The 26,085-nt window shown below is 62.6% G+C and carries 28 protein-coding genes and 1 pseudogene; 22 read left to right on the forward strand and 7 right to left on the reverse strand.

The window, feature by feature from the left end; all coding sequences use genetic code 11:
- The first annotated feature begins 218 nt into the window (after positions 1–218).
- The 4 genes from ACQKPS_RS02540 to ACQKPS_RS02555 all read left to right on the forward strand — a co-directional run bounded on the left by ACQKPS_RS02540 (position 219) and on the right by ACQKPS_RS02555 (position 2,169).
- Positions 219–467 carry a hypothetical protein gene (locus ACQKPS_RS02540; RefSeq protein WP_254479995.1) on the forward strand — a complete coding sequence of 83 codons (249 nt, stop codon included), beginning with the start codon at positions 219–221 and terminating at the stop codon, positions 465–467.
- 128 nt (positions 468–595) lie between these two features.
- On the forward strand, positions 596–895 hold the full coding sequence (locus ACQKPS_RS02545) for a hypothetical protein (RefSeq protein ID WP_254479994.1): 300 nt from the start codon (positions 596–598) through the stop codon (positions 893–895).
- Between the two features lie 190 nt (positions 896–1,085).
- On the forward strand, positions 1,086–1,325 hold the full coding sequence (locus ACQKPS_RS02550; RefSeq protein ID WP_313201176.1) for a hypothetical protein: 240 nt from the start codon (positions 1,086–1,088) through the stop codon (positions 1,323–1,325).
- Positions 1,326–1,497: 172 nt separating this feature from the next.
- On the forward strand, positions 1,498–2,169 hold the full coding sequence (locus ACQKPS_RS02555; RefSeq protein ID WP_427602888.1) for a lipopolysaccharide kinase InaA family protein: 672 nt from the start codon (positions 1,498–1,500) through the stop codon (positions 2,167–2,169).
- A gap of 56 nt (positions 2,170–2,225) precedes the next feature.
- Here ACQKPS_RS02555 and ACQKPS_RS02560 read toward each other — a convergent pair whose 3' ends face one another.
- Together ACQKPS_RS02560 and ACQKPS_RS02565 are read right to left on the reverse strand one after the other, a co-directional pair.
- Positions 2,226–2,462 (reverse strand): hypothetical protein, encoded by a 237-nt coding sequence (locus ACQKPS_RS02560; protein ID WP_254479992.1) that lies wholly within the window; start codon positions 2,460–2,462, stop codon positions 2,226–2,228.
- A gap of 66 nt (positions 2,463–2,528) precedes the next feature.
- Positions 2,529–2,843, reverse strand: coding sequence for a hypothetical protein (locus ACQKPS_RS02565; protein ID WP_254479991.1), 315 nt, complete (start codon positions 2,841–2,843; stop codon positions 2,529–2,531).
- A 235-nt stretch (positions 2,844–3,078) separates the two neighbouring features.
- On the opposite strand from ACQKPS_RS02565, the gene ACQKPS_RS02570 reads away from it, so the two are divergent.
- Together ACQKPS_RS02570 and ACQKPS_RS02575 are read left to right on the forward strand one after the other, a co-directional pair.
- Entirely contained in the window at positions 3,079–3,435 is a 357-nt protein-coding gene (locus tag ACQKPS_RS02570) for a hypothetical protein (RefSeq protein ID WP_313201174.1), read from the forward strand.
- A 101-nt stretch (positions 3,436–3,536) separates the two neighbouring features.
- Positions 3,537–3,866, forward strand: coding sequence for a hypothetical protein (locus tag ACQKPS_RS02575; RefSeq protein ID WP_254479989.1), 330 nt, complete (start codon positions 3,537–3,539; stop codon positions 3,864–3,866).
- A gap of 31 nt (positions 3,867–3,897) precedes the next feature.
- Here the strand turns inward: ACQKPS_RS02575 and ACQKPS_RS02580 are convergent, their stop codons facing one another.
- Positions 3,898–5,133, reverse strand: coding sequence for an NADH:flavin oxidoreductase/NADH oxidase family protein (locus ACQKPS_RS02580; RefSeq protein ID WP_283724244.1), 1,236 nt, complete (start codon positions 5,131–5,133; stop codon positions 3,898–3,900).
- A 100-nt stretch (positions 5,134–5,233) separates the two neighbouring features.
- Between ACQKPS_RS02580 and ACQKPS_RS02585 the strand changes: the two genes are divergently transcribed.
- Positions 5,234–5,671, forward strand: a complete 438-nt coding sequence (locus ACQKPS_RS02585; protein ID WP_254479987.1) for a MerR family transcriptional regulator — start codon at positions 5,234–5,236, stop codon at positions 5,669–5,671.
- 44 nt (positions 5,672–5,715) lie between these two features.
- On the opposite strand, the gene ACQKPS_RS02590 is transcribed toward ACQKPS_RS02585, so the two are convergent.
- Positions 5,716–5,922 (reverse strand): hypothetical protein, encoded by a 207-nt coding sequence (locus ACQKPS_RS02590; protein WP_254479986.1) that lies wholly within the window; start codon positions 5,920–5,922, stop codon positions 5,716–5,718.
- A 320-nt stretch (positions 5,923–6,242) separates the two neighbouring features.
- On the opposite strand from ACQKPS_RS02590, the gene ACQKPS_RS02595 reads away from it, so the two are divergent.
- Entirely contained in the window at positions 6,243–6,743 is a 501-nt protein-coding gene (locus ACQKPS_RS02595; protein WP_254479985.1) for a methylated-DNA--[protein]-cysteine S-methyltransferase, read from the forward strand.
- A 92-nt stretch (positions 6,744–6,835) separates the two neighbouring features.
- On the opposite strand, the gene ACQKPS_RS02600 is transcribed toward ACQKPS_RS02595, so the two are convergent.
- Both ACQKPS_RS02600 and ACQKPS_RS02605 read right to left on the reverse strand, forming a co-directional pair.
- Positions 6,836–7,831, reverse strand: coding sequence for an aldo/keto reductase (locus tag ACQKPS_RS02600; protein ID WP_427602531.1), 996 nt, complete (start codon positions 7,829–7,831; stop codon positions 6,836–6,838).
- A 99-nt stretch (positions 7,832–7,930) separates the two neighbouring features.
- On the reverse strand, positions 7,931–8,782 hold the full coding sequence (locus ACQKPS_RS02605) for a LysR family transcriptional regulator (RefSeq protein ID WP_427602533.1): 852 nt from the start codon (positions 8,780–8,782) through the stop codon (positions 7,931–7,933).
- 90 nt (positions 8,783–8,872) lie between these two features.
- Here ACQKPS_RS02605 and ACQKPS_RS02610 point away from each other — a divergent pair, with 90 nt between their 5' ends.
- From ACQKPS_RS02610 to ACQKPS_RS02635, 6 genes are all read left to right on the forward strand, one after another.
- Positions 8,873–9,784, forward strand: a complete 912-nt coding sequence (locus ACQKPS_RS02610) for a LysR family transcriptional regulator (protein WP_427602535.1) — start codon at positions 8,873–8,875, stop codon at positions 9,782–9,784.
- 98 nt (positions 9,785–9,882) lie between these two features.
- Positions 9,883–10,803 carry a hydroxymethylglutaryl-CoA lyase gene (locus ACQKPS_RS02615; RefSeq protein WP_427602537.1) on the forward strand — a complete coding sequence of 307 codons (921 nt, stop codon included), beginning with the start codon at positions 9,883–9,885 and terminating at the stop codon, positions 10,801–10,803.
- Positions 10,803–12,005 carry a CaiB/BaiF CoA transferase family protein gene (locus ACQKPS_RS02620; RefSeq protein WP_427602539.1) on the forward strand — a complete coding sequence of 401 codons (1,203 nt, stop codon included), beginning with the start codon at positions 10,803–10,805 and terminating at the stop codon, positions 12,003–12,005. Before ACQKPS_RS02615 ends, ACQKPS_RS02620 begins: the two co-directional genes overlap by 1 nt.
- Positions 12,006–12,530, forward strand: coding sequence for a gamma carbonic anhydrase family protein (locus tag ACQKPS_RS02625; protein WP_427602541.1), 525 nt, complete (start codon positions 12,006–12,008; stop codon positions 12,528–12,530).
- 67 nt (positions 12,531–12,597) lie between these two features.
- On the forward strand, positions 12,598–13,914 hold the full coding sequence (locus tag ACQKPS_RS02630; protein ID WP_427602543.1) for an MFS transporter: 1,317 nt from the start codon (positions 12,598–12,600) through the stop codon (positions 13,912–13,914).
- Positions 13,915–13,955: 41 nt separating this feature from the next.
- Complete coding sequence (locus tag ACQKPS_RS02635; protein WP_427602545.1) at positions 13,956–15,239, forward strand: OprD family porin; 1,284 nt, start codon at positions 13,956–13,958, stop codon at positions 15,237–15,239.
- A 219-nt stretch (positions 15,240–15,458) separates the two neighbouring features.
- Here the strand turns inward: ACQKPS_RS02635 and ACQKPS_RS02640 are convergent, their stop codons facing one another.
- Positions 15,459–16,556: an RHS repeat-associated core domain-containing protein gene (locus ACQKPS_RS02640; protein ID WP_427602547.1), complete on the reverse strand. Its 1,098-nt coding sequence runs from the start codon at positions 16,554–16,556 to the stop codon at positions 15,459–15,461.
- Positions 16,557–16,878: 322 nt separating this feature from the next.
- Here ACQKPS_RS02640 and ACQKPS_RS02645 point away from each other — a divergent pair, with 322 nt between their 5' ends.
- The 8 genes and pseudogenes from ACQKPS_RS02645 (at position 16,879) to ACQKPS_RS02680 (ending at position 26,084) form a co-directional block, all read left to right on the forward strand.
- Entirely contained in the window at positions 16,879–17,625 is a 747-nt protein-coding gene (locus tag ACQKPS_RS02645; RefSeq protein ID WP_283724248.1) for a gluconate 2-dehydrogenase subunit 3 family protein, read from the forward strand.
- 3 nt (positions 17,626–17,628) lie between these two features.
- The gene (locus ACQKPS_RS02650; RefSeq protein WP_427602550.1) at positions 17,629–19,413 is read left to right on the forward strand and encodes a GMC family oxidoreductase; all 1,785 of its coding nucleotides are present in this window, start codon (positions 17,629–17,631) and stop codon (positions 19,411–19,413) included.
- 12 nt (positions 19,414–19,425) lie between these two features.
- Positions 19,426–20,664, forward strand: coding sequence for a cytochrome c (locus ACQKPS_RS02655; protein ID WP_427602552.1), 1,239 nt, complete (start codon positions 19,426–19,428; stop codon positions 20,662–20,664).
- A gap of 265 nt (positions 20,665–20,929) precedes the next feature.
- Positions 20,930–21,952, forward strand: a complete 1,023-nt coding sequence (locus tag ACQKPS_RS02660) for a LacI family DNA-binding transcriptional regulator (protein WP_427602554.1) — start codon at positions 20,930–20,932, stop codon at positions 21,950–21,952.
- Positions 21,953–22,021: 69 nt separating this feature from the next.
- On the forward strand, positions 22,022–22,801 hold the full coding sequence (locus ACQKPS_RS02665) for an AP endonuclease (protein ID WP_427602556.1): 780 nt from the start codon (positions 22,022–22,024) through the stop codon (positions 22,799–22,801).
- Entirely contained in the window at positions 22,794–23,744 is a 951-nt protein-coding gene (locus ACQKPS_RS02670; protein ID WP_254479978.1) for a sugar kinase, read from the forward strand. The genes ACQKPS_RS02665 and ACQKPS_RS02670 overlap by 8 nt, the downstream gene beginning before the upstream one ends.
- Before the next feature lie 63 nt (positions 23,745–23,807).
- Positions 23,808–25,092, forward strand: a pseudogene (locus tag ACQKPS_RS02675) (MFS transporter).
- 17 nt (positions 25,093–25,109) lie between these two features.
- Positions 25,110–26,084 (forward strand): 2-hydroxyacid dehydrogenase, encoded by a 975-nt coding sequence (locus ACQKPS_RS02680; protein ID WP_427602558.1) that lies wholly within the window; start codon positions 25,110–25,112, stop codon positions 26,082–26,084.
- Position 26,085 lies beyond the last annotated feature (1 nt).

The following is a 26,085-nucleotide window of genomic DNA, read 5'->3' on the forward strand; positions in this document are numbered from 1 at the left end:
CAAGGCCGCTTCCAGCTGATACCGCCAAAGCGTTCAGGCTCGGGCGCCACTGATAGAGCTGAACGAGCGCTGCATGGAAATGCTGGAGCCATGGCATCGCCTCGCCGCCGTTCGGCGGAACCGTTAGGATTGAGGGAAACAAGGCAGGCCATGAAGGTCTACCAGGCAGAAGCCTCGGAAAGGCTCAAACCTTGCTGTGCATTGTGGGGGGCAGAACCATGCCGGAACGTGAGAGAAGGTACCGCGCATACAAGTTGCTTCGCGAACTCGATTCGCTTGTTTCATCAACGATGAACCAGGTGGCCTATGGCCGTCTTGGTGGGCCGGACTGGCAAGCCATGTGCGAGGCGCACCGGGCTGCATTTAAACAGTGGATTGAATTTGCCGAATCGCTACCGAGCGCAAGCGAAGCTGACGAGCGCCGCGGAGCTGCACAGAAGCCATCAATAAACTATACAAAAATATAGATTTGTATAAGTTTGAGGGCCGTCTGTCGTCCAAGTATCATTTCCGGTAAAGGGCTCTTGAAAGTTATTTGATGCGCCTTACTTTGATCTTCCTATAGGTCCTGAATACAAGATTAAAGGAGGGTCACATGCGAGTTCGTGGAAATGTGTTCTGGGAATGGGCAGACCCGACGCTGCACCACCGGACCCATGACGAAACACTCGACGACGGCACGCATATTGATGTTCAGGTAAGGCTTTCAAGGACCGGTCAAACGCAGATGTTCATAGGCGTTTACGCACCTCAAGGCATGGCGGTTCACGAGGAGGCGTTCGAGGCCCGTCCAGGCGAGTCTATGACGCGTGCGATGGCATGGGGTGTAGGAAGGGCGCGGAAAATCGCAGTCGAGGGCGTAAATGCTGTGATACCGACGGTGGCTGCCGGCTAAATGGCGATAAGGGTTGGTCCTGCAGTTCTGGCTTCGTCCTTGGCCGCCATCCCTGGGCCTGCGCAGTGGCGTTCAGGCCGCGTACTTCAGGACGTCCCAATTAAGTACGCTGGTGAACGGAACGCTTCGGAAAACGCACCAGTCGTATCTCCATCAGAGGCGCATTAGAGGCGCCCAGTTGGAGAGAGTGATGAGCCTTCAGTCCACCAGTCATGACCTTTACGTCCATTCCTACCTGGGTTACCAGGCATCCATATACGTACTGTGGGAGTCCAGTATTGAATGCCCCACCGGAATGTTGGTTGAAGTAGGAAAGCCAGGTGCAACGGCACGAACCCTACGGGTGAGCCGGCCATTTTCTTCTTCGACGGAAGCCATTCTGGAGGGGAAGGTCATGGCTGAACAGTACGTTCAAAGCCAAAACGGCTGAACGCCTCTGGCTCGCCCTCTTGGCAGAAGGAAGTCACAAGCATTGCAACGCAGGGCGTGCCGATTGTGACATCCGCAGTAGCCGCCGGGGAGATCAGGGGTTTATATTTCGAGTCTCGCCGCGCCAAGGCTGGCAAATGAGTGTGTGCTCAATGACTAATAATTCAACAAATATGAGACCCTCCCACCCACCTGTAGAGGACATCCTCGGCGCCACCGGGAAATGGGTGGAGCCCCCCAATATCCGCAGAGGCGGGGAGAGTGGTGTGCTTCGCATCGAGCTGGAGGGCCTGACTTTCTACAAGAAACAGCAAGTCGGGCATGTCTATCGAAGCTTGTTGCACCCGTTGGGATACCCGACGGTTGCGCGTGAAGCGAAGGCCCTGCGTGCGGCTGCATCATTAGGTGTATCAACGCCATCGCTTGTCCACGCCCATGTCTGTAAACAGGGCGGACAGTGGCATGCAGTGATGGTGACGGCAGCGCTGGACGGTTACCTGTCGCTGGAAGACTTCTACGCCAACCAACTCGACCAATCACTCGGCTCCAGGCGCCACCACGAAATCCTGGAAGCGTATGGCCGAGTACTCGCCAGGTTGAACGTTGGCCGTTGGCAGCACGGTTGCCTGTATCTGAAGCATGTCTTTGTCGATTTCAGCGAGCCGAGCATCAAGGTGGCCTTGCTGGATCTCGAGAAGGCCAGGCAACGTCTTACCGCGAAGCGGGCCGCCCGGCATGACTTGAGGCAGGTCAAGCGCAGGTCCGGCTGGTCGGGCGATGAATGGGATGCGTTCTGTAGAGGCTATCGGTATTCGTTTGGCCATAACGTTGAGCGGCTTCTTTAACGGCTGAAAGTTAGCCGTCTCCCATCCGAGCGTTTGCCATGGGCAAGATGTAGCTGTCACCCTTCAGGCGGGGTTATACCGCAGACGAATTCATCCGAACCGAGTCGGTGCGAGCCAAATTCGACGACATAGCCATCGCCACGGCGTTGCGCCTCGGCCCTGGCGGTTTTCTGGTCTGCATAGACGTCGACAAAATGCCAAGGGTGCAAGGCTCGCAGCACGCCCCAGCCAAGCACCCAGCCTTCTTTATCTGGGTCTGCAGGAAGATGTTTGGCAAGGCTGCGAATGCTCATGGTTATCTCCTCGACTCGGGGTAGCAGGACATCGTTGCTACTGACACAAGGTAGCCTGCCTGCCAGTCAAGCTTCATCCAATAACCGCTCCGGGTTGAAGAAGAACGACGCAATGATGACGGCACTGATCACGCCCATCGCGTCCGCTACCAGCAACAGGAAATCGCTGCCGTCCCCCAGCAGCGTTTGCTGGTTGACGGCAAAGCTCGCGCCATGCGGAAAGGCCGCAATGCCCAACAATGCCGCCGCCAGTAGGGCTGACATCAGTTTGCTGTAAGTCCGGCCAAACAGCAGCGTACAGGCCCAGAAAACAAAAATGCTGAACACGGCAAGGCCTGCGGAAGCCAAGAACTGAGCGAGTATTTCCAGCCACCACAGCATGGCTTTCTCCTGAACGATGCGCCGGGTCGATACGCATGAGAATCAGGGCTGTTTGAATCGTTCCGTTTGCCTAAAGAAATAACTCGAAAGTCCAAAACTCTTGGCCATTACCTCTATAGCAAACAAGCATATCGGGTTGTCAGTGTTGCGCAGTACCATTGGGCAATGAAAACCAAAAAGGGCGGTGTGCTTGGCCACTTTGCAAGTTTCAGGAGGGGCAGCAGGAGCGTGTCGCGTGAAGAGTTCAAGATCGGTTACAGGCGCTGTACTGTTATCAATGTTCATGGCCGGGTGTGCCCAGAACCCGGATGTGCGAAGTGGCCATGATTATACGTCTGGCACCACCGAGAGAAGCACGCCAGCCTATCTGGGGTGCGTCAAAGGCGAACTTCCGGTAAATGTCAAAACCTATGAAGTCGACACCGACAACTCGGTCAAGCTGTACGTTGAAAGTACCGACCCCCAAAAAGCCGATGGCCTGGTGGAGCTGCACGGCTCGGGCACCGACCGCCAGTTCACTGCTTACCAGCGCGACGCCTGGTACGATCATGGCAGGCTGCTCGATGCGGCGTTGATGTGCAAAAAAGCGTGAAGTGATGTTCTGCAGGAGCAAAAAGCCCGCACACGAGCGGGCTTTTTGCATTGGGTCGATCCCGGATAGAATGGCACACGTTTCTGCCTGGTTAATTGCAAATGCCAACCTTTCGTATTTTGTTCAGTTTCGCAATCATTGTCAGCCTTGCCGCTTGCGCAAACCCAGGGAAGCCTACCGCCAGTAAGCTGACCTCGAAATCCCCGGAAGATTATGCCGCCTGCGTCCTGCCAAAGTGGCAGGCGCTGTCCCCTCAGACCACGCAAAAGTCGATCAATCACGGTTATCGGCTTACCGCGCCCAGCGCTGTGACTTCAGACGAAGTGCTGGAAGTCGTTGAGTACCGGGAAGGTAGCCGCGCAACGTTCTATAAAGGCAGTTTCCTGTCGAGTGACAAGTTGCGCCTTGCCGCACGCGAATGCCTGGATTGACCGGCTGCCAGCACGCCATTATCGAACAGCATCAATCCAGCCGGTTAGCCATCATACGCTTGTATTGCTTCACCCGGCGCAGGGTGCACAACTGCTCCAGCAGCAGGGCTGCCAAGGGGGAGGCCTTGGCCTTGGGTTTGCTGCCCTTGGCCAGCCGGCGCATCTGCAGCTTGACCAGTGCCATGTAGGCCAGAGCGGCGAATGCCTTGCGCTTCCAGCGGATCGGCGGCAGTTCCGCCAGGGCCTCGGCCTCGCCGGCTTGCCAGCGTCGAGGCAGGTTGGGGTCGACCGCCAGTGCGGTGGCGATACCGGCCATGGCCACGCCACTGGCGAGCACCTGTTCGACCACCGGCAGGCGGCGGATGCCACCGGTGACCATCACCGGCATCCGCGCAATAGCCGCTATTTCGCGGGCAAATTCTAGGAAGTAGGCCTCTCGTGCCAGGGTGCGCCCGTCGCGAGCGTCGCCTTGCATGGCCGGTGCTTCGTAGCTGCCGCCGGACAGCTCCACCAGGTCCACCGGCAGTTCGTTCAGCCACAGCACGACCTGGCGCGCATCGGCAGGCTCGAAGCCGCCGCGCTGGAAGTCGGCCGAGTTGAGTTTGACCGCCACGCTGAAGCCGGGAGACACCACCTCGCGCACCGCCTTGACCACTTCCAGCAGCAGCCGTGCACGGTTTTCCAGGCTGCCGCCCCAGCGATCCTGGCGTCGGTTGGTCAGTGGCGAGAGAAACTGGCTGAGCAGGTAGCCGTGAGCGGCGTGAATCTGCACACCGCTGAAGCCGGCTTGTTCGGCCAGTGCCGCAGTACGGGCGAAGCGCTGAATCAGCGCGGCAATTTCGCCTTCGTCCAGGGCCTTGGGCTGCGGGAACAGCTTCGACAAACCGCCCATGTCCAGCGCCACCGCCGAGGGTGCCACGGTGGGTTGGCCGAGGTTGGCCTGCATCTGCCGCCCGGGGTGGTTGATCTGCATCCAGAACTGCGCGCCCTTGGCGCGACCGGCCTCGGCCCATTGGCGGAAACGTTGCAGCGGTTGGCTGTCATCGAGCATCACGCCGCCCGGGCCGGTCATGGCGCTGGGGTCGACCATGACGTTACCGGTCAGTAGCAAGCCAGCGCCGCCTTCAGCCCAGGCCTGATACAGGCGTAGCAAGCGATCGGAAGGGGTCTGGTCCTGATTGGCGAGGTTTTCTTCCATGGCGGCCTTGGCCAGGCGGTTGGGGATGACACTGCCATTGGGCAACTGCAGGGGCTGGAAAGGGGACATGCGGTGTTCTCCAAAATAGCGCCGGGCGTCGGGCGGGTTGGGTTTTGGAGAAGGCTAAGGTTAAAGTAAACCTTAAGGTCAACAGAGAATTTCACCCTTCATGAAAATTGGCGAACTGGCCCGGCGCACGGGGCTCAGCGCATCACGTATCCGTTTCTATGAGGCCAGCGGCCTGATCGAGGCTCGACGCCTGGGCAACGGGTATCGTGACTATCCGGAGCAGGCGGTGAGGACGCTGGAGATCATCACCTGCGGGCAGCAAGCAGGGTTCAGCCTGGATGAAATGCGCAAACTGACCAGTGCAGCGGGTGACGGCACGGCACGGCATGATCTGCTGCTGGCAAGCCTCAAGCGCAAGGTGGCTGAAATCGAAGCCATGCAGTTACGCCTGGCGCAGAACCGCGCGCAATTGCTGGCCGTGATCGCCGGCATGCAGAGCAAGCCGCAGGGTATGGATTGCGACGAAAATGCCCAGCGCCTGATTGCCGGGTGGCAGGACGGCGAGGCCGGCAAGGCTGATGACGGCGGAGTCCGCTGAGAGCCGGCTTGCCGGCCCTCACGCATGGCGGGCAGGGTAGCTGACTACCTGTTTTGCTTGGCCATGTTCAGGTTTCGGCACTCTACCTCGGCATCCGTCCTGCTCGGGTAACTGGGTTTGAGCCGCTCCTTTTCCTGGTTGTCATAGATATCGAAACCACCGCATTCGGTCGCCGCATAGTAACGGGTGCCGATGCGGAACGACTGCTTTTCGATGGGTACTGCCGGAACGATAACGAATCTTGGTTGCATGTTTCGTGCCTCCCCAGGCAGAGACCTAAGTATTAGTCGGGCCTTTGCTAGCCATCAAGGTGGCTCATGAAGAAAAGATTGCAGCCCCAGTCTCGGCACTCTGTCATCAAATGAAAACCCGCTTTTGCCCGATGCGAAGCACCCCGCGTCCAGATCGATGATTGGAGAGACAAGCATGTCGTAAAACCAGCGTGGGCAAGCTCGACAAGAAGCTGATCCGCCAGTCGCTGCTCACCGGATAACCTGCGCAAGAAAGCGGATGCAGCGGGGGGCGGGCGACGTTAAAGTGCGCTGAAACTGGTTTGCCGCAGGAAACTCAGATGTCCAGCGCCTTTACGTTGATGCCGTCCCCGGTCGGCACCTTGACCCTGGTGGCACGCGGTGAGCGACTCGCCGCCGTGCTGTGGGAGGAGGAGCGCGAGAACCGTGTGCGGCTTGGCGAGCTGCACCGCGATGACCGCGACCCGATGCTGCGCGAAACGGCCCGCCAGCTGGGTGAGTACTTCGCTGGCACCCGACAGCGATTCGAACTGGCGCTGGACTTTGCCGGCACCGAATTCCAGCGCCAGGTGTGGGCGGCCCTGCTGACCATTCCCTTTGGCGAGACCCGCAGCTACAGCGACATCGCCCGGCAGATCGGCAACCCCAGTGCCGTGCGCGCGGTCGGTGCCGCCAACGGGCGCAACCCGATCTCGATCATTGCTCCGTGCCACCGGGTGATCGGCGCGTCAGGGAGCCTGACCGGGTTTGCCGGTGGTTTGCCGGCCAAGCAGTACCTGTTGGGACTGGAAGGGCGGCAGAGTCTGGCCCTGGACCTGTAAGTAACACGGGCAGCGCTTCAGCCAGGTCGACATTCCAGCCATACGACCCCTGCATCATCTTCAGGATCACCCGCGAAGAGGCCGGTGCAGGCTTACTTGAACCCCGTCACCGCATGCGGCACATAGGGCGCTTCCAGCCGGGCGATTTCCTCGGCAGTCAGCTGGAACGCCAGCGCGGCAATCGCATCATCCAGCTGTGCCACTTTCGAGGCCCCGACAATCGGCGCCGACACCCCCCGCTTGCCCAATACCCAGGCCAACGCCACCTGCGCCATCGGCACGCCGCGCTCGCCGGCGATCTGCTCGACCACGTCGATCACCCGGCCATCTTCCACTTCGGTCTTCTCGTAGAACGACTGCCCGGAAATGTCGGTGCGGGTGCGTTCGGTCTGCTGCCCGTGGGGGCGGGTCAGCCGGCCGCGGGCCATCGGGCTCCACGGCATCAGGCCGACACCCTGGTCGAGGCACAGCGGGATCATTTCGCGCTCTTCCTCGCGGTAGATCAGGTTGAGGTAGTTCTGCATCGACACGAAGCGGCTCCAGCCGTTGCTGTCCGCCACGTGCTGGGCCTTGGCGAACTGCCAGGCATACATCGACGACGCGCCGATGTAGCGCGCCTTGCCGGCCTTGACTACGTCGTGCAGGGCTTCCATGGTCTCTTCGATGGGCGTGTGGTAGTCCCAGCGGTGAATCTGGTACAGGTCGACGTAGTCAGTGCCCAGACGGGCCAGGCTGGCGTCGATATTGGCCATGATCGCCTTGCGCGACAGGCCCTGTTCGTTGGGGCGGGTGCTGCCTTCCCACATGTTGGCGGGGAAGAACACCTTGGTGGCGATCACCGTCTCGTCGCGGCGGGTGAATTCCTTGAGCAGCTTGCCAAGGATGATTTCCGAGGTGCCGGCCGAGTAGCTGTTGGCGGTGTCGAAGAAGTTGATGCCATGCTCGACGGCGCGGCGGATGATCGGCCGGCTGTCGGCTTCGCCCAGGGTCCAGGGATGGGTGCCGGCATCGGGTTCGCCGAAAGTCATGCAGCCCAGGCACAGTTTCGAGATGTCCAGGCCAGTGTTGCCCAGTTTGACGTATTGCATCGGCGGCTCCTCAGTGATCGGTTGTGCGCTGCAGGGAAGCTTAGCGGTGATGGCTGGCCGCGGAAATCCCGAATCGGTGCAGGCGCAATCCGCAAAAATTCACAAGCGCAGCAGCGGCTTGACCTGTTGCTGCAGGAAGTCGGTGACGGCCTTGATGCGCGGCGTGCTGCGTACATCCTCGTGCACGGCCAGCCAGATTTCGATGCTCATGGTCTGTTCATCCTTGCCGGCGACCGCCAGGCCATGCTCCTGCGCCATGAATGCCGGCAAGCACGCGATACCGACCCCGCCGGCAGCCGCCTGGGCCTGGATGCGCAGGTCGTTGCTCTGCAGCACGAAGGGCTGGTTGCCGGTCTGGCTGAGCAGCCACTGCTGCTGCGGCGACTTGGCCTGGGATTCGTCGTAGCCGATGTAGCGTGGCGTGCCAGGGTTGCGCAGGTAGGTGGGTGCGGCGTACAGGCGGTAATCCAGATAACCCAGCAGGCTGGCGACCAGCGTCGGCTCGGTGGGCCTGGCCAGGGTGATGCTGATATCGGCTTCACGGCGGGCCAGCGAAGCCCGCGACTTGCTGCCGACCAGCTTCAGGCGCAGTTGCGGGTAGCGCTGCATCAGCGCACCCAGGCGCCGGGCGATGATGCTGCCGAGCAGCGCGGGCGGGGCGGCCAACACCACTTCGCCTTCGACCTGTTGCTGGCCGGCATTGGCAAAGTGCTCTAGGGCGAACGACGATTGGGTCATCTGTTCGGCGTATTCGCCCACCCGGCGGCCTTCGTCGGTCAGCGCGTAGGCCCTGGGGCGGCGGTCGACCAGCTTGAGGTTCAAGGCAGCCTCCAGCGCGGCGATGCGCCGGGCCACGGTGGCGTGGTCGACGCCCAGCTGCCTGGCCGCAGCGGACAGCGAGCCGGTGCTGATGAAGGCGGAGAAATGGCGCAGATCTTCCCAGTCGAACATGGCGGGCCTCTGAAGTGGAGCGGCCATGATACGGCCTTATGCGGCCTGGCAGGTGCTAGGATGGCTGCCATTTCCCGATCAGGTACCGCCATGCAGCCTCTCGATCACCTGTCGTTGCACCTGTTCATCGTGGTCTGCGAAGCCGGCAGCATCGCCCGCGCCAGCGAACGGGCATTCATGGCGCCGTCGGCGGTCAGCAAGCGGATATCGGATATCGAGGCACGCTTTGGTACGGCGTTGCTCAAGCGCAGCAAGCGGGGTGTCGAGCCGACCCCGGCGGGCCTTGCCCTGTTGCGCCATGCGCGTGGCCTGACCCGGGCCATGGAGCGCCTGGACAGCGAGTTGAGCGAGTACGCCGAAGGCGCTCGTGGGCATGTGCGGGTGCTGGCAAATGTGTCGTCGATCATGGAGTTCCTGCCCGAGGAACTGTCGGCGTTCATGCTTGGAAACCCGCTGATCCAGGCCGATATCGAGGAGCGTTTCAGCCCGGACGTGGTGCGCGGGGTGGCGCAGGGCAGTGCCGACCTGGGCATCTGCCGCCAGTCCATGGCCGTCGGCGATCTGGAGTTCGTGCCGTACCGGCAGGACCACCTGGCCGTGGTGGTCGGCGCCGATCACCCGCTGGCCGGGCGTGCCAGCATCGCCTTCGAAGAGACGCTGGATTACGAGCACCTGGGCCTGTCGGCCTTCGCCACGCTCAATACCTTCATGCGTAACAGCGCCGAGGCGGCGGGCAAGGAACTGCGCTTTCGCTCGTACGTATCGTCGTTCGACGCGGCCTATCGTCTGGTGCAGTTCGGCCTGGGCCTGGCCGTGTTCCCGCAGGAGGCCGTGGCGCGTTATGCGCCGCTGTTCGACCTGCGGGTGATCCCGCTGACCGATGACTGGGCGCTGGGCGAGTTCGTCATCTGCATGCGTGACCGGCATGCCTTGAGCTTGTCTGCGCGTCGCCTGCTCGATCATTTGCTGCAGCGCGCGCCGGCCTGGCAAACACGGCATTGATCCATCGCGGCTGACGATGGATCAGCCCGTGAAACACGTCTTTTCTGCCTGCCGTGCTGCTCTTAGTCTGGCCCCACGCTCCAGACAGAGAGACCGCGATGACAACAATAACCATCAATGAAGTCGGCATGCGCGATGGCCTGCAAAGCCTGCACACGGTGATGCCGACTGCCGCCAAGCTGCGCTGGATCGACAGCGCCTATGCCGCCGGCGTGCGCCATATGGAAGTCGCCTCGTTCGTGCCGGCCCGGCTGCTGCCGCAGATGGCCGATGCCAGACAGGTGGTGGCCCACGCCTTGACCTATCCCGATCTGTTGGTGACGGTGCTGGCGCCCAACCTGCGCGGTGCGCAGGATGCGCTGGAGTCCGGCGCCCAGCGGATCGTCGCGCCGGTTTCGGTCAGCACCGCCCACAGCCTGGCCAACGTGCGCCGCACGCCACGGGAGATGGTCGAGGAGCTGGGGCGCATGTGCCAGCTGCGCAATGAACTGGGGCGCCATGAGGTGCAGATGATCGCCGGCATGTCGGTGGCGTTTGGCTGCACCCGCCAGGGTGAGGTGCCCCTGGGCGACCTGTGCGAACTGACCCGCCAGGTGATCGAGGCGGGCTGCGACCTGGTTTCGCTGGGCGACACCACCGGCTATGCCAACCCCGGCCAAGTGGCGACGGTGATCCAGGCCGTGCGCGCCATTGCTGGCGAGCGCCTGCGTGCAGCGCACTTCCACGACACACGTGGCCTGGCCTTGGCCAACAGCCTGGTGGCGGTGCAGCAGGGCATCCGCGAGCTCGATGCCTCACTTGCCGGCCTTGGCGGCTGCCCGTTTGCCCCGGGAGCATCGGGCAACACGGTGACCGAGGACCTGGTGTTCATGCTGCAAAGCATGGGCTTCGACACCGGCATCGACCTGCCAGCGCTGATCGCCTCGCGCCAGCTGCTGCGTGAGGCATTGCCGGATGAACCCCTCTACGGCGCCATCGCCCGCGCCGGCCTGCCGCTCAACTACCCAGGAATCGCCTGATGTCCAGACTCCCTTTGGACGGCATTCGTGTCGTCGAGATTTCGCACATGGTCATGGGCCCCACCTGCGGCATGATCCTCGGTGACCTGGGTGCCGAAGTGATCAAGATCGAGCCCACCCGCGGGGACGGCACTCGCCGCTTGCTCGGGGCAGGGGCGGGGTTCTTCCGCACCTTCAACCGCAACAAGCAGTGCATCGCCGTTGACCTCGACACGCCCGAGGGCCGCGAGGCGGTGCTGACGCTGATCGACAGCGCCGACGTATTCATCGAGAACTTCAAACCCGGGCGCATGCACACACTGGGCTTCGACTGCGCCACGCTGCGCCAGCGTAACCCGCGGTTGATCTATGCCTCGCACAAGGGCTTCCTCAGTGGCCCGTACGACAACCGCCTGGCCTTGGACGAAGTGGTGCAGATGATGGCCGGCCTGGCCTACATGACCGGGCCGGTGGGCCGCCCCTTGCGCGCCGGCAGTTCGGTGAACGACATCATGGGCGGCATGTTCGGCGCCATTGGCGTGCTGGCCGCGCTCAATGAGCGCAACAGCACGGGTGTCGGTCGCGAAGTGCAGAGTGCACTGTACGAAAACTGCGTGTTGCTCGCGGCCCAGCACATGCAGCAATACGTGGTGACCGGCCAGGCTGCGGCGCCGATGCCCAACCGGATCAGTGCCTGGGCGATCTACGATGTGTTCAGCTTCGCGGGTGGCGAGCAAATGTTCGTCGCTGCAACGGGTGAAGGCCAGTGGCAGGCCCTTTGCCAGTTGCTGGGCCAGACCGCCTTGCTCGACGACCCGACTTTGGCGACCAACAATGACCGGGTGTTGCAGCGGCCGCGGCTGCTGGCGCACCTGGCCGAGGTGTTCGCCAACCTCGATGCCCGGCAATTGGCGGCGGAACTGGAGGCGAACAGTATTCCGTTCGCGCCGATCCGCCGCCCGGAAGAGCTGTTCGACGACCCGCACCTGACCCAGAGCGGCGGCATGGCGGACCTGTTGCTGGAGGATGGCAGCAGCACGCCGATGCCCTTGCTGCCACTGTCGCTGGACGGCCAGCGCCTGCAGCCGCGCCGGCCGATCCCGCGGATTGGCGAACACACGCACAAGGTCATGCGCGAGCTGGGCTACAGCGATGAACGCATCGCCGAGCTGAGTGCGGCGGGCGTGCTGAAAACCGACGAGCCGACCCAGGGAGTGCACTGAATGGCGATCTATCGATACGACACACTGACCCCGACGCTTCACCCGGAAACCTTCATCGCCGAGGACGCCACGTTCATCGGCGACGTCACCCTGGAGCAGGGCGTGAGCGTGTGGCCGCAGGCCGTGCTGCGCGGTGACAACGCGCCGATCCGCATCGGCCAGCACAGCAATGTGCAGGAAGGCGCGGTGCTGCATGCCGACCCGGGCTTTGCCTTGACCGTGGGGCGTAACGTCAGCATCGGCCATCAGGCCATGCTGCACGGTTGCAGCATCGGCGATGGCGCGCTGGTCGGGATCCAGGCGGTGGTGCTCAATGGCGCGGTGATCGGCCGCAACTGCCTGGTCGGCGCCGGCGCCATCGTCACCGAAGGCAAGGTGTTCCCCGACAATTCGCTGATCCTCGGCGCGCCGGCCAAGGTGGTACGTGAACTGAGCCCTGAAGCGATCGCCGGCCTGCACGCCAATGCTGCCGAGTACGTGCGCAAGGGCCAGGCGTTCAAGGACAAGCTCGTGCGCATTGGCTGACACGTTGTACGCGGCGCCTACAACGGGCGCCGTCGCTCTCCAATAATTACAAGAATGGAGATCCACCATGGTTGCCTTGACCGGCGAAGTGGCGCGCGAGCGCGCCGACAGCCACATCGATGAACTGCTGCTGTACCGCCGCGTGGCCTGGCGCATCATGCCGCTGGCCATCATCTGCTTTTTGTTTTCCTACTTCGACCGCATCAACATCAGTTTCGCCAAGACCCAGATGCAGGCTGAACTGGGCCTGAGCGACGCCGCCTACGGACTGGCCGCGAGCATGTTCTTCATCGGCTACGTGCTGTTCGAAGTGCCGAGCAGCCTGGGCCTCAAACGCTACGGGGCGCCAGCCTGGATCTGCCGGATCATGGTGTCGTGGGGCCTGGCCACGGCGGCGCTGGTATTTGCCTACACCCAGTACACGCTGTATTTCCTGCGCTTCTTGATCGGCGTGATGGAGGCCGGTTTCGGCCCGGCGATCCTGTTTTACCTGGCCTGCTGGTTCCCGCGCAAACACCTGGCGAAAATGAACGGCCTGTGGTTCCTGGCCGTGCCGCTGGCTGGCGCGGTGGGTGGGCCGGCAGCGGGCTTTCTGCTGGGGACCATGGACGGCGTGCTGGGCCTGGCCGGTTGGCACTGGCTGTTCCTGATGTCGGGGTTGCCGTGTGTCTTGCTGGGCGTGCTGGTTCTGTGGAAGCTGGACCGCGACATTGAGTCGGCCCGCTGGCTGAGCCGCCAGGAAAAAGACCTGCTGGTCGAGAACCTGGCTCAGGACAGGCGGGTGCAGAAGCCGGTGCTGGGGTCGATCTGGCGGGTGTTGCTGACCCGTGAAGTGGCGATCATGGCGTTTATCTACTACGTGGTGAAAACCGCGTCCTATGGCCTGAACTTCTGGATGCCGCACCTGATCAAGTCGTCCGGCGTGCAGGACATGCTTTGGGTCGGGGTGTTGTCGGCACTGCCCTATGCCGTGGCCTGCATCGGCATGGTGCTGCTGACCCGGCGCTCCGACCGCACCGGCGAACGCAAGCGCTACCTGGTGTACTGCCTGCTGGCTTCGGCGCTGGGCTACCTGCTGGCCTGCCTGTATGCGGACTCGTCCTGGGCGATGATGGCGGCGCTGGTGCTGGCCACGGCGGGCACGTTCATCGCCATCCCGATCTTCTGGACCATCCCGCAATCGACCTTCTCGGACCTGGCCATCGCTACCGGCACGGCGGCGATCAACTCGGTCGGCCAGTTGAGCGGCATCGTCGCGCCGGTGATGGTGGGCAAGATCAACGACCTTACCGGCAGCAGCTACATGGGCATGTTGTCGATTGCCCCGCTGATCCTGATCGCCTGCCTGGTGGTGATGCGCTACGTCAGAAACCCCAAAGCCTGAACCGCAACGCTTTCCAACAAGAACAACAACAAGGCGTAACCATGAACATTTCCCTCTCCCGGCGGGCATCGCTGATGCTCGCGGTGCTTGGCTGCACGTGGCAGGTGGCCCAGGCAGGCGTCGTCGATGATGGCAAGGGCAGCCTGGAGCTGCGCAATTTCTACTTTGACCGCGATTCCCATGGCGATAGCGCCAGCCAGTCGCGGCGCGGCGAGTGGGCCCAGGGTTTCATGCTCAAGTGGCAGTCGGGCTATACCGACGGGGTTGTTGGCGTTGGCCTGGATGCGGCCGGCATGCTGGGCATCAAGCTCGACTCGTCGCCCGACCGCAGCGGTACCGGGCTGTTGCCGCGGGGCAGCGACAAGCGTGCAGCGGACGATTACGGCAAGGCGGTCGCCACGCTCAAGGCGAAGCGGTCGCGGACCGAGTTGCAGGTCGGCGGGCTGAGCCCACAGTTGCCGCTGCTGGCATCGAACTACAGTCGTCTGTTCCCGCAGTGGTTCAACGGCGCGCAACTGGTCAGCAAGGACCTGGACGCTTTCACCTTCACCCTGCTGCAGGTGGATGCGACCAAATTGCGCGACTCCACCGATTTCGAGGACCTGACGGCGATGGCGCAACAGGGCGCCTATTCAGCGACGGTGAGCAGTGACCGCTTGTATTACGCCGGGGCGGATTACCAGCCGCTGAAGAACCTGACCGTAAGCCTGCATTCAAGCCAGCTCGAAGACCTGTTCCGCCGAGATTTCGCCTGCTTCAAATATCGCGTCGCTGCGGGGCCGGGCGAGGCGTTCACCGAGTGGCGCTGGTTCAATGCCCGGGAACAGGGCAGGGCGCTGCTGGGCGAGGTGGACAACCGCACGTTGAGCACCAACTTTGGCTACAGCCTGTTCGGTCTTAGCTTCAGCGGCGGCTACCAGAAGGTCAGCGGCAATACCGCCTACGCCTATGTGGGTGGCACCGATACCTATCTCTTCAGTGAGCAGCAGGTCAGCACCTTCGCCCTGGCCAACGAGCGTGCTTGGATGCTGCGCTATGACTACAACTTCGCAGCCCTGGGCATCCCCGGGCTGACGTTTAATGTGCGCTACGTGAAGGGGGATGAGGTCGACCCACAGCGCATAGCCACAGCCAAGGGCAGGGCGCTTGCGGCACGGGGCGGCGAAGGCGAGGAGTGGGAGCGGACCACGGACATCACCTATGTGGTGCAGTCGGGGCCACTCAGGAACGTGTCGCTGCGCTGGCGCAATGCGAGCATGCGCTCGAATTTTGCCGATGCGGCGGACGAGAATCGGGTGGTCGTGGGGTACACCTTCGACTTCTGATGCTCCTGACAGGGGCGTTGTTGAGCGGATTTATCCGCGATGCGTCGCGCGGGCGCTGCTCGATCTCACAGGCGGTGCATGCCTTCCAGCATGTACATAGACTCAAATTAATTCGAGCCAGATCGGTGCAGGGTTCGAAGGCTTTTCTATCTTCGCTGCCGAGACAGTCGGGACCTTCAGGTGGGTACACAAACTGTGAAGTCAGTAGCCTCTTGCGCATCATGATTGCCGCTTAAGTTGATTGATGCGAGCCATATTCACGTATTCAGGGGTAAACCTCTGATGCAGGCGTGCAAGCGACCTAAGACCTATTGCAAATCCTAGTGTTGTTGTAGGATTGTTGAACCTAAAATAAATTTCTTCATCGATACTGAGGTTTGTATTTTTAGCTAGCTCACGTAGTATGGCTTGGCCATCGCTGTCGGTGTCGGCATAGCTAAAGTTTAGTGGGGCGCTACTTCGGGATATGTCTCTAGCTGTGTTAGGGGGCGTAGACGCGTTTGAGACCGTAGAACCGACTGAACCGACTGAACCCACTGAGCTGTTTGAGTCGCGGCGTTGAATAGGCGGGTCTTCTGTTGTCCAATTGTTGTGGTTACTTACACTTTGATGCCTGTTACTTGCTACAGGAGAAGTGGACCTGGATCGAGAGGGTGCACTTGAAACCAGGCTTTCGAGTGAGGAACTTCTGGAAGAATCTGTGGAATTGAGGCGCTGTGATTGTGTTCTCGTGGTTCGCCCCGCGCCAGAAGTAACCCTGCGGCTTGATCGCCACATATGCCCTGAAGGATCATGCCTGCCCAACGGGTTACCACCACAATATGCATAGGCATTCAACCCACCATCACCGAAGGGACTCCAACTGTCACTAGAATAAAACCGGTTTAGGGTAGGTGAATAAGCTCTGTATCCATTGCCTAGCAAATAGAGGCCCGTCAGAGTGTTTCGACTCTGTCCATTAAATCCCAATAATGAACGCGCTTCCCTGGTAAAAGGTGCATGTCCATAAGGTGCATAGGCCAAATCGACGCGAAAGCTGCAGAGCAGGCCTAGTATTGAGCTTTGCTGGTCGACAGGTAATAGCATCGTTTCATTGCTGCTGTCATCGTGAAGTGTTTGTGCCAAGGGAACAGAGCGGTTACGAAATACGCAGAATTTAGTGTTGGGGCTCAGTGCAAGTGTAATTGCCCCGTTTTGATAAAAATAGCGTTGAGCTCGACTTTTAGTAGCCACTATTAAGTTTCTCTGTGCTATGCGTATAAGGATAATGGCAGGAGCGAGGGCGAGTTGGGAACTGGCAAAATTGACAGGTTTCATTTCACCCTATGTTTCACCCCTATCCCATGACCTCACAGGCATGGACACGTTGCAACAAATGGAGCGGCCTTGCGTCGCGAAAGAGCCGCAGAGCGGCCCCGGCAATTTTAGCGGGTGGCGCCAGAAGCTTGGGGCTGCTGCGCAGCCCTTTCGCGAAGCAAGGCCGCTCCTACAAGGAAGTGTGTCAAGGCGCAGGTTGTCGCAGGGAATGAAACCGGTTTCAAAAGATTTCCAAACCAGCTAGATTACGCGGCTTTTCCGGCCCAGCCCGGACACCAGATGGCGCAACCCAAGGCCGCCCCTATGCTGATGAGGACCCGAAATGCCTGAGCATGCCCCCGACAACCCGCGCCGGGACTTCCTGCGCAAGACCCTGACCCTGATCCCGGTGGTCACCGTGGCCAGCACCGGCCTGGGTGCCAGTCAGCTGCTGGCTGAGCCGGTACGCGACCAATCCATACGCGACAAGGTCCCGGCCACCCCTCCTGCGGGCAACTATCAGCCAACCTTCTTCACCGCCGAAGAATGGGCCTTCGTGCAAGCGGCCGTGTCGCGCATCATTCCCGCCGACGAACTCGGCCCCGGCGCACTGGAAGCGGGCGCTGCCGAATTCATCGACCGCCAGATGAACACCCCGTACGCCACCGGCGCCCAGTGGTACATGCAAGGCCCGTTCAAGGCCGATGCCGCCCCGGAGCTCGGCTACCAGTTGCAACTCAGCCCGCAACAGATCTACCGCCTGGGCATCGCGGCCGTGGAGGCCTGGTGCAAAAACGCCAGCGGTAAAACCTTCGCCGAGCAAGATAGCGCTACCCGAGACAAGATACTCGGCAAGATCGAAGCCGGTGAGATCGTTTTCGAGCAGTTGCCGGCCAAGCTGTTCTTCAGCCTGCTGCTGCAGAACACCCGCGAAGGGTTCTTCTGCGACCCGATTCACGGCGGCAACAAGGGCATGGTCGGCTGGACGCAGATCGGCTTCCCCGGCGCCCGGGCAGATTTCATGGACTGGGTCGAGCGCAACGAGCCGTACCCGTTCCCGGCGGTTTCGATTCGTGGCGAGAGGGCGTAAGGCATGGCCAATGCAATGAAAAAGGCCGACGTGGTGATCGTCGGTTTCGGCTGGGCCGGCGCGATCATGGCCAAAGAACTCACCGAAGCCGGGCTGCAGGTGGTGGCGCTGGAGCGCGGGCCGATGCAGGATACCTACCCGGATGGCAGCTACCCCCAGGTGATCGACGAGCTGACCTACAGCGTGCGCAAGAAGCTGTTCGTCGATGTATCGAAAGAGACCGTGACCATCCGCCACAGCGCCAACGATGTCGCGCTGCCCAACCGCCAGCTCGGTGCCTTCCTGCCGGGCAAGGGCGTCGGCGGTGCGGGCCTGCACTGGTCAGGCGTGCACTTTCGGGTCGACCCGATGGAGTTGCGCATGCGCAGCCATTACGAGGAACGCTACGGCAAGCGCTTCATTCCCGACGACATGACCATCCAGGACTTCGGCGTCAGCTACGAAGAACTCGAACCGCACTTCGATTTCGCCGAGAAGGTGTTCGGCACCTCGGGCCAGGCCTGGACCGTCAATGGCAAGCTGGTGGGCGAAGGGAAGGGCGGCAACCCCTACGCGCCTGATCGCTCCAACCCGTTCCCACTGCCGGCGCAGAAGAACGTGGTATCGGCCAAGCTGTTCGAAAAGGCCGCCGCCAGCCTCGGCTACAAGCCCTACAACCTGCCGTCGGCCAACACCTCCGGGCCGTACACCAACCCGTACGGCGCGCAGATGGGGCCGTGCAACTTCTGCGGGTTCTGCAGCGGCTACGTCTGCTACATGTACTCCAAGGCTTCGCCGAACGTGAACATACTGCCGGCGCTGCGCCAGGTGCCGAATTTCGAGCTGCGCGCCAACGCCCATGTGCTGCGGGTGAACCTCGACGACAGCAAGCGCAAGGCCACCGGCGTGACCTACATCGACGCCCAGGGCCGCGAAGTGGAGCAGCCGGCAGACATCGTCATCCTCGCCGCCTTCCAGTTCAACAATGTGCGCCTGATGCTGCTGTCCGGCATCGGCAAGCCTTACGACCCGATCAAGAACGAAGGCGTGGTCGGGCGCAACTTCGCCTACCAGAACATGGGCACGGTCAAGGCGTTCTTCGACAAGGACACCTACACCAACAACTTCATCGGTGCCGGCGGCAACGGCGTGGCCATCGACGACTTCAACGCCGACAACTTCGACCATGGCCCGCATGGCTTCGTCGGCGGCTCGCCGATGTGGGTCAACCAGGCCGGCACCCGGCCGATCGCCGGAGGCGGCACGCCACCGGGCACCCCGGCCTGGGGCAGCGCCTGGAAAAAGGCCACCGCCGACTACTACACCCACCAGGTATCGATGGACGCCCACGGTGCGCACCAGTCTTACCGCGGCAACTACCTCGACCTCGACCCGACCTACCGCGACGCCTACGGCCAGCCGCTGCTGCGCATGACCTTCGACTGGCAGGAAAACGACATCAGGATGAACCAGTTCATGGTCGACAAGCTGAGCAAGATCGCCCAGGCGATGAACCCCAAGTCCATCGCCATTCTCGGCAAAAAGGTCAAGGAGCATTTCAACACCGCCAGCTACCAGACCACCCACCTCAACGGCGGCGCGATCATGGGCAACGACCCGAAGACAAGCGCGCTGAACCGCTACCTGCAGAGCTGGGACGTGCACAACGTGTTCGTCCCCGGTGCTTCGGCATTCCCCCAGGGCCTGGGCTACAACCCCACGGGGCTGGTGGCGGCGCTGACTTACTGGTCGGCCCGGGCGATCCGCGAGCAGTACCTGAAGAACCCCGGCCCGCTGGTCCAGGCTTGAGGAGCGATGAACATGAAGAACCTGTTGATCGCCACCCTGCTGCTGGGCGCTACCACGGCGGCCCAGGCCGACGACGCCCTGGTGAAGAAAGGGGAATACCTGGCCCGCGCCGGTGACTGCGTGGCCTGCCACACCGCCAAGGGCGGCAAATCCTTTGCCGGTGGGCTGCCCATGGAAACCCCTATCGGCACGGTGTACTCCACCAATATCACGCCGCACGCCAGTGGCATCGGCCAGTACAGCTTCGCTGATTTCGACCGGGCCGTGCGCCAAGGCATCGGCAAGGACGGCAGCACCTTGTACCCGGCGATGCCGTACCCGTCCTATGCGCGGGTCAGCGACGATGACATGCAGGCGCTGTATGCGTACTTCATGCAAGGCGTCGAAGCGGTTGCGCAGCCCAACAAACCGACCGATATCCCTTGGCCCCTGAGCATGCGCTGGCCGCTGTCGATCTGGCGCGGGCTGTTCGCCCCCGAGGTGAAGGCCTGGCAGGCGCCGGCGGGTGCCGACCCGGTGGTCAGCCGTGGCGCCTACCTTGTCGAAGGCCTGGGGCACTGTGGCGCCTGCCATACCCCGCGCGCCCTGACGATGCAGGAGAAGGCCCTGAGCCCTGCGGAGGGCGAGCAGTTCCTGGCCGGCAGTGCGCCTCTGGAAGGCTGGATCGCCAAGAACCTGCGTGGCGACCACAAGGACGGCCTGGGCAGCTGGAGCGAGGCGCAGCTGGTGCAGTTTCTCAAGACTGGTCGCAGTGACCGCAGCGCGGTATTCGGTGGCATGAGCGATGTGGTCGAGCACAGCATGCAGCACATGAGCGATGCCGACCTGACGGCCATCGCCCAGTACCTTAAAACCTTGCCGCCGAGCGATCCGAACGACACGCCGCACGTGTATGACAAGCAGGTGGCCGAGGCCTTGTGGCAGGGCGATGACAGCAAGCCGGGGGCGTCCGTGTACATCGACAACTGCGCGGCGTGCCACCGCACCGACGGCCACGGCTATACCCGGGTGTTCCCGGCGTTGGCCGGCAACCCGGTGGTGCAGACGGCCGATGCCACCTCGCTGATCCATGTGGTGCTGGCGGGCGGGACCGTGCCGGCCACGCACACGGCGCCGTCGAACTTCACCATGCCGGCGTTCGGCTGGCGCCTGAGTGACCAGGAAGTGGCGGATGTGGTCAATTTCATTCGTACCAGCTGGGGTAACAAGGGCAGCGCAGTCAGCGCCGCTGAGGTGAAACACCTGCGCTGAAGCCGACGCTTCCCCCTTGTGGGAGCGGGTTCACCCGCGAATGCGATGTTGGGTTCGATGATGCATTCGCGGGTAAACCCGCCCCCACATTTTCCGCGCGGCTTGTTCATCATTCATATCAACAGGTTAGGGCGCATACCTGTTGTCTTGTCTCATACTTATTGGAACACTCCCGACAAAAGGGAGGTTGACGAACGCGCAAGGTTTTGCTGTATTGAAACCGGTTTCATTCGCCGTCACCGACAACAATCACAAGGGACCCGTAATGACCGATTCACCCTCCAATCCCCGCGAGCGGGTGACCATCAGCGAAGTGGCACGTGTGGCCGGGGTTTCCAAGGCCACGGTCTCGCGCTACATCGGCGGCGATCGCCAGCTGCTGGCTGAGGCCACCGCCAAGCGCCTGGAACAGGTCATCGAGCGCCTGGGCTACCGGCCCAACCAGATGGCCCGCGGCCTCAAGCGTGGCCAGACGCGTCTGATCGGCATGCTCGTGGCCGACATCCTCAATCCCTATTCCGTGGCCGTGATGCATGGCGTGGAAACCGCCTGCCGCCAGCACGGTTACAGCCTGGTGGTGTGCAACACCAACCGTGATGACCAGCAGGAGCGCCATCACCTGACGGCCCTGCAGTCCTACAACGTCGAAGGCCTGATCGTGAACACGCTCGGCCGCCACCCCGGCGAACTGCTCAACCTGCAGCGCGACATCCCCATGGTGCTGGTCGACCGGCAACTCCCGGAGCTGCAGGTCGACCTGGTCGGCCTGGACAATGCCGATGCCATCGAACAGGCCCTGGACCACCTGCAGGCGCAAGGCTACCGCGACATTCTCGCGGTTACCGAACCGCTGGATGGCACCAGCTCGCGCCTGGAGCGGGTGCAAGCCTTCACCGCGTCGATCAGCAACCGCAACGGGATGCGCCAGCAACTGCTGGAGGTCGATACCGGCCTGCCGGCCAAGCTCGCTGCCTTCCTGGCCAGCAAGGGCCATGGCCCGCAGGCGATCTTTACCTTCAACGGCGTGGCCACCTTGGCGGTTACCCGGGTCCTGCACGAGTCAGGCTGCAAGCTGTTCAGCGACGTGGGCCTGATCGCCCTCGACGAACTGGACTGGTACCCCCTGGTCGGCAGCGGCATCACCGCCCTGGCCCAGCCTACCGAGCGCATTGGCGTGGCCGCGTTCGAGTGCCTGCTCGAACGCCTGCGCGGCAGTGACGATGCACCGCGACGCATCGATTTCAAGGCGCAGTTGATCACCCGAGGGTCCACTCAGGCACACGGATAACCTGCGGGCAGCCAGGCTGCCCGCATGGCTGCAATCAAAAATGAAACCGGTTTCACAAGGACAACAACAATGCATGAGAACCCCGTTTCCATCAGCCTCTCCAGCTACGGCGCGAGCCTTGTGCGCCAGCGTGGCCAGATGAGTTTCATCGAGCTGCTGGCGAAGGCTGGCGTCAGTCGCATCGAACTGCGCGAAGAGTTGTTCGACGAGGCACCCGACACCGCCGCGCTTGCGGCAGCGATTGCCGCCTCCGGCCTTGAGTGCCTGTATTCTTCGCCGCTGGAGCTGTGGAACGCGCAGGGCGAGCCAGCCCCGCAGCTGCCGGCGAAGCTGGCGCTGGCCAAGGCCCTGGGCGCCGTGGCGCTGAAGGTCTCGCTTGGGCATTACCATGAGCAATGCGATGTCGGTGCCTTGCAGGCGCTGCTAGGCGAGGGTAACCCGGTGTTGCTGGTGGAAAATGACCAGACCCCACAAGGCGGGCGTATCGAACCGCTGCTCCGGTTCTTCCAGCACGCACAAGGTTGGGCGTTGCCGCTGGGCATGACCTTCGACATCGGCAACTGGCAATGGCAGGGCGAGTCCGCGCTGCAGGCCGCTCGCCAGCTCGGCCGCTGGGTGCGCTACGTGCACTGCAAGGCGGTGCTGCAAGGCACCGATGGCCGCTTGCACGCCGTACCGCCAAAGGCGGCCGACCTGTTGGCCTGGGAGGCGCTGTTCGACGAATTCAGCCCCGGGCTGGTGCGTGCGGTCGAATACCCGCTGGCTGGCGATGACCTGTTGGCGTTGACCCGCGCCCAGGCACACAACCTGGCCAGGCTGGGGCTGGGCGAGGAGGTGAGCCATGCTTGAACATGACGTGCTGTGTTTCGGTGAAACCATGGCCATGTTCGTTGCCGAGCAGGCCGGCGACCTGGCCAGTGTCGGCCGCTTTGCCAAGCGCATTGCCGGCGCCGACAGCAACGTGGCCATCGGCCTGGCCCGGCTGGGCTTTCGCGTGCGCTGGCTGAGCCGCGTGGGCGATGACTCGCTGGGGCGCTTCGTGCTGGCCAGCCTGCGCCAGGAAGGCCTGGATTGCAGCCGCGTTGAAGTCGATGGCAGCCGCCCGACGGGCTTTCAGCTGAAAAGCCGCTGCGATGATGGCAGCGACCCGGTGGTGGAGTACTTTCGCAGCGACTCCGCCGCCAGCCGCCTTTCCACTGCGCTGCTCGACCCGGCATTGCTGCAGGCCCGCCACCTGCATGCCACTGGCATTCCGCCCGCGTTGTCGGCCAGCTGCCGGGCGCTGTCCCATGCCCTGGTCGACGGCATGCGCGAGGCCGGGCGCAGTGTGTCCTTCGACCCGAACCTGCGCCCGTCATTGTGGCCTGACCGCACGACCATGGTTCGTGAAATCAACGCCCTGGCCGTGAAAGCCCACTGGGTGCTGCCGGGCCTGGAAGAAGGCCGTTTGCTGACCGGCCAGCACACACCCGCCGACATCGCGGCCTTCTACCTCGACCAAGGGGTGGAGCATGTGGTGATCAAGCTTGGCGAGGCGGGTGCGTATTACCGCACTGGCCATGGCGCAGGGCAGGTTGCCCCGGTGCCGGTGGCCAAGGTGGTGGACACCGTGGGGGCCGGCGATGCCTTCGCCGTCGGCGTGGTCAGCGCGCTGCTCGAAGGCCGCCCGCTGGCCGACGCGGTGGCGCGCGGCAACTGGTGCGGCAGCTGCGCCGTGCAATCGCGTGGCGACATGGAAGGCCTGCCACACCGCCAACAACTGCAAGCGCACGAACTGCGCAGAAGTGCCTGAACCGCTGAACGCCGGCATGCCGGCCCTGTTGCGACAAAAACAACAAGCTCAGGAGAACGTTTCATGCAATCGACTCGCCTCGCACCACGCCGCTGGTGGTACATCATCCCGATCGTCTTCATCACCTACAGCCTGGCCTACCTTGACCGCGCCAACTACGGCTTCGCCGCGGCCTCGGGCATGGCCGACGACCTGAAGATCACCCCCGTGCTGTCCTCGCTGCTGGGTGCGCTGTTCTTCCTGGGGTACTTCTTCTTCCAGGTGCCCGGTGCGATCTACGCCGAAAAGCGCAGCGTGAAGAAACTGATCTTCGTCAGCCTGATCCTCTGGGGCGGCCTGGCGACCCTGACCGGGATGATCAGCAACGTCTACCTGCTGGTTGCCATCCGCTTCCTGCTCGGTGTGGTGGAAGCGGCAGTGATGCCGGCCATGCTGGTGTACCTGTGCCACTGGTTCACCCGCGCCGAGCGGTCGCGGGCCAACACCTTCCTGATGCTCGGCAACCCGGTGACCATCCTGTGGATGTCGGTGGTCTCGGGGTACCTGATCAAGCACTTCGACTGGCGCTGGATGTTCATCATCGAGGGCTTGCCAGCCGTGCTCTGGGCCTTCATCTGGTGGCGCCTGGTGGATGATCGGCCGGCCCAGGTGTCGTGGCTGAGCGAGCGGGAAAAGGCCACCCTGCAGCAGGCCCTGGCGGCCGAACAGCAAGGCATCAAGCCGGTGAAGAACTACCGTGAGGCATTCCGCTCGCCCCAGGTGATCGTGCTGTCGTTGCAGTACTTCTGCTGGAGCATCGGTGTGTATGGCTTCGTGCTCTGGCTGCCATCGATACTCAAGCAGGCAGCCAATGTCGATATCGTCGAGGCCGGCTGGTTGGCCTCGGTGCCGTACATGGCGGCGGTGCTGGCCATGGTCGGGGTATCGTGGGCCTCGGACCGACTGCAGAAGCGCAAGCGTTTCGTCTGGCCACCGCTGTTGATTGCCGCCGTGGCGTTCTATGGCTCCTACGCGCTGGGCACCGAGCATTTCTGGCTGTCCTACGCGCTGCTGGTGCTTGCCGGTGCCTGCATGTACGCACCCTATGGCCCGTTCTTCGCCATTGTGCCGGAGATTCTGCCAAGTAACGTGGCCGGCGGGGCCATGGCGCTGATCAACAGCATGGGCGCGCTGGGTTCGTTTGGTGGCTCTTGGCTGGTGGGCTACCTGAATGGCGCTACTGGCGGCCCGGGTGCCTCCTACTTGTTCATGTCGGGGGCGCTGCTGACGGCAGTGGCGCTGACCGCCGTACTGAAAGCCTCACAGACCTCAGGCCGGGCCAAGCGCGGCGGCCCACGCCTGGCCATGAGCCAATAGGAAGCAACCATGAAGAAACGCATCGTCTTGTACAAACAGCTGTCCGACGCCTTGCTGGCACAACTTGAGGACCAGGTCGACGTCACCTGGGTGGACACCCGCGCTGCGGATGGCCTGGCACGTCTTCGTGATGCGCTGCCGGGGGCGCATGGCCTGTTGGGCGCCAGTTTGCGCCTGGACAGTGAACTGCTCGACCTGGCACCGCAACTGGAGGTGATTGCCAGCGTGTCGGTGGGCGTCGACAACTACGACATTGCGGACCTGACACGGCGCGGGGTGATGCTGACCAACACCCCGGACGTGCTCACCGAAACCACCGCCGATACCGGCTTCGCCCTGCTTCTGGCCACCGCGCGGCGGGTGGTGGAGCTGGCCGGTTGGGTGCGTGCGGGGAAATGGCAGGCCAGCCTGGGGCCGACGCACTTCGGCACCGATGTGCACGGCAAGACCTTGGGGATCGTCGGCATGGGGCGCATTGGTGAAGCATTGGCCCGGCGTGGCGCGGCCGGCTTCGGCATGCGGGTGCTGTACCACAGCTCGCGCGCCAGGCCAGATGTGGAGGCACGCCATGGGGCACGTTATTGCAGCCTGGATGGGTTGCTGGCCGAGGCGGACTATGTGTGCCTGACGGTGCCGCTCAGTGCCACGACCGAGGGCCTGATCGGCGCCCGCGAGCTGGGGTTGATGAAGCCCGGGGCAATACTGGTGAACATTGCCCGCGGGCGGGTGGTGGATGAGGCCGCGTTGATCGAGGCGCTGCAGCACAAGCGGATTGGCGGGGCAGGGCTGGACGTGTTCGTGCAGGAACCGTTGGCTGCCGATTCGCCGCTGTTGCAGCTCGACAATGTGGTGGCGACGCCGCATATCGGTTCAGCGACCCATGAAACGCGGGAGGCCATGGCGCGGTGTGCAGTTGAAAACCTGCTAAGCGCCCTGGCAGGCCAGCGTCCGCCGAACCTGGTCAATCACAGCAGCCCGGCATGAA

Origin of the sequence: Pseudomonas sp. NPDC086566 (genome assembly GCF_050280885.1) — a bacterium.
Classification (GTDB): domain Bacteria; phylum Pseudomonadota; class Gammaproteobacteria; order Pseudomonadales; family Pseudomonadaceae; genus Aquipseudomonas; species Aquipseudomonas vlassakiae.

Bases quoted from the DNA above. Each gene is read 5' to 3' on its own strand.
- ACQKPS_RS02600 (WP_427602531.1), bottom strand. From the start codon at position 7,831: ATGCAATACGTCAAACTGGGCAACACTGGCCTGGACATCTCGAAACTG.
- ACQKPS_RS02580 (WP_283724244.1), bottom strand. From the start codon at position 5,133: ATGTCCCCTTTCCAGCCCCTGCAGTTGCCCAATGGCAGTGTCATCCCC.
- ACQKPS_RS02595 (WP_254479985.1), top strand. From the start codon at position 6,243: ATGTCCAGCGCCTTTACGTTGATGCCGTCCCCGGTCGGCACCTTGACC.
- ACQKPS_RS02620 (WP_427602539.1), top strand. From the start codon at position 10,803: ATGTCCAGACTCCCTTTGGACGGCATTCGTGTCGTCGAGATTTCGCAC.
- ACQKPS_RS02660 (WP_427602554.1), top strand. From the start codon at position 20,930: ATGACCGATTCACCCTCCAATCCCCGCGAGCGGGTGACCATCAGCGAA.
- ACQKPS_RS02625 (WP_427602541.1), top strand. From the start codon at position 12,006: ATGGCGATCTATCGATACGACACACTGACCCCGACGCTTCACCCGGAA.
- ACQKPS_RS02560 (WP_254479992.1), bottom strand. From the start codon at position 2,462: ATGAGCATTCGCAGCCTTGCCAAACATCTTCCTGCAGACCCAGATAAA.
- ACQKPS_RS02640 (WP_427602547.1), bottom strand. From the start codon at position 16,556: ATGAAACCTGTCAATTTTGCCAGTTCCCAACTCGCCCTCGCTCCTGCC.
- ACQKPS_RS02670 (WP_254479978.1), top strand. From the start codon at position 22,794: ATGCTTGAACATGACGTGCTGTGTTTCGGTGAAACCATGGCCATGTTC.
- ACQKPS_RS02655 (WP_427602552.1), top strand. From the start codon at position 19,426: ATGAAGAACCTGTTGATCGCCACCCTGCTGCTGGGCGCTACCACGGCG.
- ACQKPS_RS02635 (WP_427602545.1), top strand. From the start codon at position 13,956: ATGAACATTTCCCTCTCCCGGCGGGCATCGCTGATGCTCGCGGTGCTT.
- ACQKPS_RS02550 (WP_313201176.1), top strand. From the start codon at position 1,086: ATGAGCCTTCAGTCCACCAGTCATGACCTTTACGTCCATTCCTACCTG.
- ACQKPS_RS02555 (WP_427602888.1), top strand. From the start codon at position 1,498: ATGAGACCCTCCCACCCACCTGTAGAGGACATCCTCGGCGCCACCGGG.
- ACQKPS_RS02680 (WP_427602558.1), top strand. From the start codon at position 25,110: ATGAAGAAACGCATCGTCTTGTACAAACAGCTGTCCGACGCCTTGCTG.
- ACQKPS_RS02630 (WP_427602543.1), top strand. From the start codon at position 12,598: ATGGTTGCCTTGACCGGCGAAGTGGCGCGCGAGCGCGCCGACAGCCAC.
- ACQKPS_RS02615 (WP_427602537.1), top strand. From the start codon at position 9,883: ATGACAACAATAACCATCAATGAAGTCGGCATGCGCGATGGCCTGCAA.
- ACQKPS_RS02585 (WP_254479987.1), top strand. From the start codon at position 5,234: ATGAAAATTGGCGAACTGGCCCGGCGCACGGGGCTCAGCGCATCACGT.
- ACQKPS_RS02545 (WP_254479994.1), top strand. From the start codon at position 596: ATGCGAGTTCGTGGAAATGTGTTCTGGGAATGGGCAGACCCGACGCTG.
- ACQKPS_RS02565 (WP_254479991.1), bottom strand. From the start codon at position 2,843: ATGCTGTGGTGGCTGGAAATACTCGCTCAGTTCTTGGCTTCCGCAGGC.
- ACQKPS_RS02650 (WP_427602550.1), top strand. From the start codon at position 17,629: ATGGCCAATGCAATGAAAAAGGCCGACGTGGTGATCGTCGGTTTCGGC.
- ACQKPS_RS02610 (WP_427602535.1), top strand. From the start codon at position 8,873: ATGCAGCCTCTCGATCACCTGTCGTTGCACCTGTTCATCGTGGTCTGC.
- ACQKPS_RS02665 (WP_427602556.1), top strand. From the start codon at position 22,022: ATGCATGAGAACCCCGTTTCCATCAGCCTCTCCAGCTACGGCGCGAGC.
- ACQKPS_RS02605 (WP_427602533.1), bottom strand. From the start codon at position 8,782: ATGTTCGACTGGGAAGATCTGCGCCATTTCTCCGCCTTCATCAGCACC.
- ACQKPS_RS02540 (WP_254479995.1), top strand. From the start codon at position 219: ATGCCGGAACGTGAGAGAAGGTACCGCGCATACAAGTTGCTTCGCGAA.
- ACQKPS_RS02575 (WP_254479989.1), top strand. From the start codon at position 3,537: ATGCCAACCTTTCGTATTTTGTTCAGTTTCGCAATCATTGTCAGCCTT.
- ACQKPS_RS02645 (WP_283724248.1), top strand. From the start codon at position 16,879: ATGCCTGAGCATGCCCCCGACAACCCGCGCCGGGACTTCCTGCGCAAG.
- ACQKPS_RS02590 (WP_254479986.1), bottom strand. From the start codon at position 5,922: ATGCAACCAAGATTCGTTATCGTTCCGGCAGTACCCATCGAAAAGCAG.